The sequence below is a fragment of the Psychrobacter immobilis genome (genome assembly GCF_904846225.1).
Lineage (GTDB): Bacteria > Pseudomonadota > Gammaproteobacteria > Pseudomonadales > Moraxellaceae > Psychrobacter > Psychrobacter immobilis_F.
On record NZ_CAJGZJ010000041.1, the window covers coordinates 1 to 5,807 of the forward strand.

Annotated in this window: 2 tRNA genes and 3 rRNA genes; all 5 read left to right on the top strand. The window is 47.5% G+C overall.

The annotated features are described in order from the left end of the window. The first annotated feature begins 499 nt into the window (after positions 1-499). The 5 genes from JMX48_RS13785 (at position 500) to rrf (ending at position 5,787) form a co-directional block, all read left to right on the top strand. A 16S ribosomal RNA gene (locus JMX48_RS13785) occupies positions 500-2,038 on the top strand. A gap of 76 nt (positions 2,039-2,114) precedes the next feature. Further along, positions 2,115-2,191, top strand: a tRNA-Ile gene (locus JMX48_RS13790). A gap of 7 nt (positions 2,192-2,198) precedes the next feature. Continuing rightward, positions 2,199-2,274, top strand: a tRNA-Ala gene (locus tag JMX48_RS13795). A gap of 353 nt (positions 2,275-2,627) precedes the next feature. Next, positions 2,628-5,487, top strand: a 23S ribosomal RNA gene (locus tag JMX48_RS13800). Between the two features lie 185 nt (positions 5,488-5,672). Continuing rightward, positions 5,673-5,787, top strand: a 5S ribosomal RNA gene (rrf, locus tag JMX48_RS13805). The 16S, 23S and 5S rRNA genes sit together here with 2 tRNA genes alongside, the layout of an rRNA operon. Positions 5,788-5,807: the final 20 nt, after the last annotated feature.

The window sequence follows — 5,807 nt, forward strand, 5'->3', positions numbered from 1 at the left end:
ATTTTAAGTTACTTCTAAATTAAAATAATTTATTTCTTGACAATCTAATTAAAGCGTCTATAATACGCACCTCATTAAGGCAAAGCAGTTAACAAATTAGTGATTATTCACTATAAATTATCGAGCTAACTTACTGAAACGAATTAAAAAAATAAGCTTGACAGTCTATTAAAACATGATATGATGGTCAGCTCGCTAAACAGGATAAGCCACATTGGTTTACTTAATTAGCGTTTAAGAAACTCACACTGGACGACAGTGTCAGACATTATTTAAAAGCATAACTAAAGAACAACTTGTGTGGATTTTTGTTGATTCAGAATGTTAAAAAATAAAGTTGACTATCTTTTCTTTTCGGGAAGATTATTAACTATAAAAATTATCATTTAAGACAGCAGAAAAACTCAAAGTTAATTCATTACGAACATAATTTTTAGCGATTTGCCAGATTAAATGAGCCAAGTTTAGAAGTCTCTTTAAAGGACTTCATAGCAAGATTAAACTGAAGAGTTTGATCATGGCTCAGATTGAACGCTGGCGGCAGGCTTAACACATGCAAGTCGAGCGGAAACGATGATAGCTTGCTATCAGGCGTCGAGCGGCGGACGGGTGAGTAATACTTAGGAATCTACCTAGTAGTGGGGGATAGCTCGGGGAAACTCGAATTAATACCGCATACGACCTACGGGAGAAAGGGGGCAGTTTACTGCTCTCGCTATTAGATGAGCCTAAGTCGGATTAGCTAGATGGTGGGGTAAAGGCCTACCATGGCGACGATCTGTAGCTGGTCTGAGAGGATGATCAGCCACACCGGGACTGAGACACGGCCCGGACTCCTACGGGAGGCAGCAGTGGGGAATATTGGACAATGGGGGAAACCCTGATCCAGCCATGCCGCGTGTGTGAAGAAGGCCTTTTGGTTGTAAAGCACTTTAAGCAGTGAAGAAGACTCTGTGGTTAATACCCACAGACGATGACATTAGCTGCAGAATAAGCACCGGCTAACTCTGTGCCAGCAGCCGCGGTAATACAGAGGGTGCAAGCGTTAATCGGAATTACTGGGCGTAAAGCGAGCGTAGGTGGCTTGATAAGTCAGATGTGAAATCCCCGGGCTTAACCTGGGAACTGCATCTGAAACTGTTAGGCTAGAGTAGGTGAGAGGAAGGTAGAATTCCAGGTGTAGCGGTGAAATGCGTAGAGATCTGGAGGAATACCGATGGCGAAGGCAGCCTTCTGGCATCATACTGACACTGAGGCTCGAAAGCGTGGGTAGCAAACAGGATTAGATACCCTGGTAGTCCACGCCGTAAACGATGTCTACTAGTCGTTGGGTCCCTTGAGGACTTAGTGACGCAGCTAACGCAATAAGTAGACCGCCTGGGGAGTACGGCCGCAAGGTTAAAACTCAAATGAATTGACGGGGGCCCGCACAAGCGGTGGAGCATGTGGTTTAATTCGATGCAACGCGAAGAACCTTACCTGGTCTTGACATATCTAGAATCCTGCAGAGATGCGGGAGTGCCTTCGGGAATTAGAATACAGGTGCTGCATGGCTGTCGTCAGCTCGTGTCGTGAGATGTTGGGTTAAGTCCCGCAACGAGCGCAACCCTTGTCCTTAGTTACCAGCGGGTTAAGCCGGGAACTCTAAGGATACTGCCAGTGACAAACTGGAGGAAGGCGGGGACGACGTCAAGTCATCATGGCCCTTACGACCAGGGCTACACACGTGCTACAATGGTAGGTACAGAGGGCAGCTACACAGCGATGTGATGCGAATCTCAAAAAGCCTATCGTAGTCCAGATTGGAGTCTGCAACTCGACTCCATGAAGTAGGAATCGCTAGTAATCGCGGATCAGAATGCCGCGGTGAATACGTTCCCGGGCCTTGTACACACCGCCCGTCACACCATGGGAGTTGATTGCACCAGAAGTGGATAGCTTAACCTTCGGGGAGGCGTTCACCACGGTGTGGTTGATGACTGGGGTGAAGTCGTAACAAGGTAGCCGTAGGGGAACCTGCGGCTGGATCACCTCCTTATAGATGACATTCGGTCAGCAAGAATTCACAACAAGTTGTTCTTTAGTTTAAGCTTACGTTTATTGCAAGCGTAATTGGGTCTGTAGCTCAGCTGGTTAGAGCACCGTGTTGATAACGCGGGGGTCAGTGGTTCAAGTCCACTTAGACCCACCATTTATATGGGGCCATAGCTCAGCTGGTAGAGCGCCTGCCTTGCACGCAGGAGGTCAACGGTTCGACTCCGTTTGGCTCCACCACTACTATAGACGAGAGTAAGCTTTAGGTGCTAATAGTATTAAATAGAAACAAGTGATTGTGATTGATTACTTCTTTCTGTTTTATACAGAATCTGTGACTCGATGAGAGCATAGAAACTATTTAAAAACATAGATATGAGTCTGGGTTAGGAGGAGCGTGTTCACGCGCACCTCTTAACCTTAGTAATCGACCTCTTAACGACATCAGTTGTTATCCCAGGGGTTGATTACTAAAAAAAGTAAAGAGAACTGAATCAAGCGTATAAACATAGGTGATATCGTTATCATAATTAGATCTTATGACACTTTGAAGTCAAAGCTTATTTATAAGTTAAGACTACTTGGGGTTGTATGGTCAAGTAATGAAGCGCACATGGTGGATGCCTTGGCAGTCAGAGGCGATGAAAGACGTGACAGCCTGCGATAAGCTTCGGGGAGGCGGCAATATCCTGTGATCCGGAGATTTCTGAATGGGGAAACCCACTTACCATAAGGTAGGTATCCTAATTTATTAGGAAGCGAACGAGGGGAAGTGAAACATCTCAGTACCCTTAGGAATAGACATCAAATGAGATTCCCCTAGTAGCGGCGAGCGAACGGGGAGAAGCCGATTAATTCTAATGTAGAAGAACAGCGTGGGAAAGCTGACCGTAGTAGGTGATAGTCCTGTATTCGAAACATTAGAGTTAACATATTAAGTAGAGCGGGGCACGAGAAATCCTGTTTGAAGATGGGGGGACCATCCTCCAAGGCTAAATACTCCTGACTGACCGATAGTGAACCAGTACCGTGAGGGAAAGGCGAAAAGAACCCCTGTGAGGGGAGTGAAATAGAACCTGAAACCGTGTGCGTACAAGCAGTAGGAGCTTCAATTTATTGGAGTGACTGCGTACCTTTTGTATAATGGGTCAGCGACTTATGTTCTGTAGCAAGGTTAACCGTTTAGGGGAGCCGTAGGGAAACCGAGTCTTAATAGGGCGTTTAGTTGCAGGGCATAGACCCGAAACCGAGTGATCTATCCATGAGCAGGTTGAAAGTGCCGTAACAGGCACCGGAGGACCGAACCCACTGTCGTTGAAAAGCCAGGGGATGACTTGTGGATAGGGGTGAAAGGCTAATCAAACTCGGTGATAGCTGGTTCTCCCCGAAAGCTATTTAGGTAGCGCCTCGGACGAACACCATTGGGGGTAGAGCACTGTTTCGGCTAGGGGGTCATACCGACTTACCAAACCGATGCAAACTCCGAATACCGATGAGTGATATCCGGGAGACACACAGTGGGTGCTAACGTCCATTGTGGAGAGGGAAACAACCCAGACCGCCAGCTAAGGCCCCAAATTCCTAGTTAAGTGGGAAACGAGGTGGGAAGGCATAGACAGCTAGGAGGTTGGCTTAGAAGCAGCCATCCTTTAAAGAAAGCGTAATAGCTCACTAGTCGAGTCGGCCTGCGCGGAAGATGTAACGGGGCTCAAACTAGGAGCCGAAGCTGCGGATTTGAATTTGTTTTCAAGTGGTAGGGGAGCGTTGTGTAAGCCTGTGAAGGTGCATTGTAAAGTGTGCTGGAGGTATCACAAGAGCGAATGCTGACGTGAGTAACGATAATGCGAGTGAAAAGCTCGCACGCCGGAAGATCAAGGGTTCCAGTCCAACGTTAATCGGGGCTGGGTGAGTCGACCCCTAAGGCGAGGCCGAAAGGCGTAGTCGATGGGAAATCGGTTAATATTCCGATACTTGTTTATAATGCGATGGAGGGACGGAGAAGGTTATGTCAGCCTGGCGTTGGTTGTCCAGGTGAAAGGATGTAGGCTTACAACTTAGGTAAATCCGGGTTGTTATATGGCTGAGATCTGATAGCAAGCTGTACTTGTACAGTGAAGTGGCAAATACCATGCTTCCAGGAAAAGCTTCTAAGCAATAGTTATAAACGAATCGTACCCTAAACCGACACAGGTGATCAGGTAGAGAATACCAAGGCGCTTGAGAGAACTCTGCTGAAGGAACTAGGCAAAATGGTACCGTAACTTCGGGAGAAGGTACGCTGTTGATGGTGATAGGACTTGCTCCTTGAGCTGTTGGCAGTCGCAGATACCAGGCTGCTGCAACTGTTTATTAAAAACACAGCACTCTGCAAACACGAAAGTGGACGTATAGGGTGTGATGTCTGCCCGGTGCTGGAAGGTTAATTGATGGGGTTAGCGTAAGCGAAGCTCTTGATCGAAGCCCCAGTAAACGGCGGCCGTAACTATAACGGTCCTAAGGTAGCGAAATTCCTTGTCGGGTAAGTTCCGACCTGCACGAATGACATAATGATGGCAGCGCTGTCTCCAGCAGAGACTCAGTGAAATCGAAATCGCAGTGAAGATGCTGTGTACCCGCGGCTAGACGGAAAGACCCCGTGAACCTTTACTACAGCTTTACATTGAACTTTGACCTGACTTGTGCAGGATAGGTGGGAGGCTTTGAAGCCGAGACGCTAGTCTCGGTGGAGCCAATCTTGAAATACCACCCTGGTCATGTTGGGGTTCTAACTCAGGTATAACAATACCGAGGACAATGTATGGTGGGTAGTTTGACTGGGGCGGTCTCCTCCTAAAGAGTAACGGAGGAGTACGAAGGTGCGCTCAGACCGGTCGGAAATCGGTCGTAGAGTATAAAGGCAAAAGCGCGCTTAACTGCGAGACCCACAAGTCGAGCAGGTACGAAAGTAGGTCTTAGTGATCCGGTGGTTCTGTATGGAAGGGCCATCGCTCAACGGATAAAAGGTACTCTGGGGATAACAGGCTGATACCGCCCAAGAGTTCATATCGACGGCGGTGTTTGGCACCTCGATGTCGGCTCATCTCATCCTAGGGCTGAAGCAGGTCCTAAGGGTATGGCTGTTCGCCATTTAAAGAGGTACGCGAGCTGGGTTTAGAACGTCGTGAGACAGTTCGGTCCCTATCTACCGTGGGCGTTGGAAATTTGAGAGGATCTGCTCCTAGTACGAGAGGACCAGAGTGGACGAACCTCTGGTGTTCGGGTTGTCACGCCAGTGGCATTGCCCGGTAGCTACGTTCGGATGGGATAACCGCTGAAAGCATCTAAGCGGGAAGCCCACCTCAAGATTAGATTTCCCTAAAGAGCCGTTGAAGACTACGACGTTGATAGGCAGGGTGTGGAAGTGCAGCGATGCATGTAGCTAACCTGTACTAATTGCTCGTTTGGCTTGACCATACAACACCCAAGTGGTTTGTATGAAAGCTCTAATTAATCTATCTTGTATAAGCGAAAGCTTATAGAATATATATATTTCGATATCACCTTTAACCTTGATTCAGTTAGGTTACAAGTTGGTCGACCATAAGCTAAACCCTTATTGTCAAACAATAAAAATAATAGACTCATATCTAACCCCCTTTGCTGACGACAATAGCATGATGGCCCCACCTGATCCCTTCCCGAACTCAGAAGTGAAACATCATAGCGCCAATGGTAGTGTGGCTCCGGCCATGTGAGAGTAGGTCATCGTCAGCTCTCTATTCCTCATTACCCCC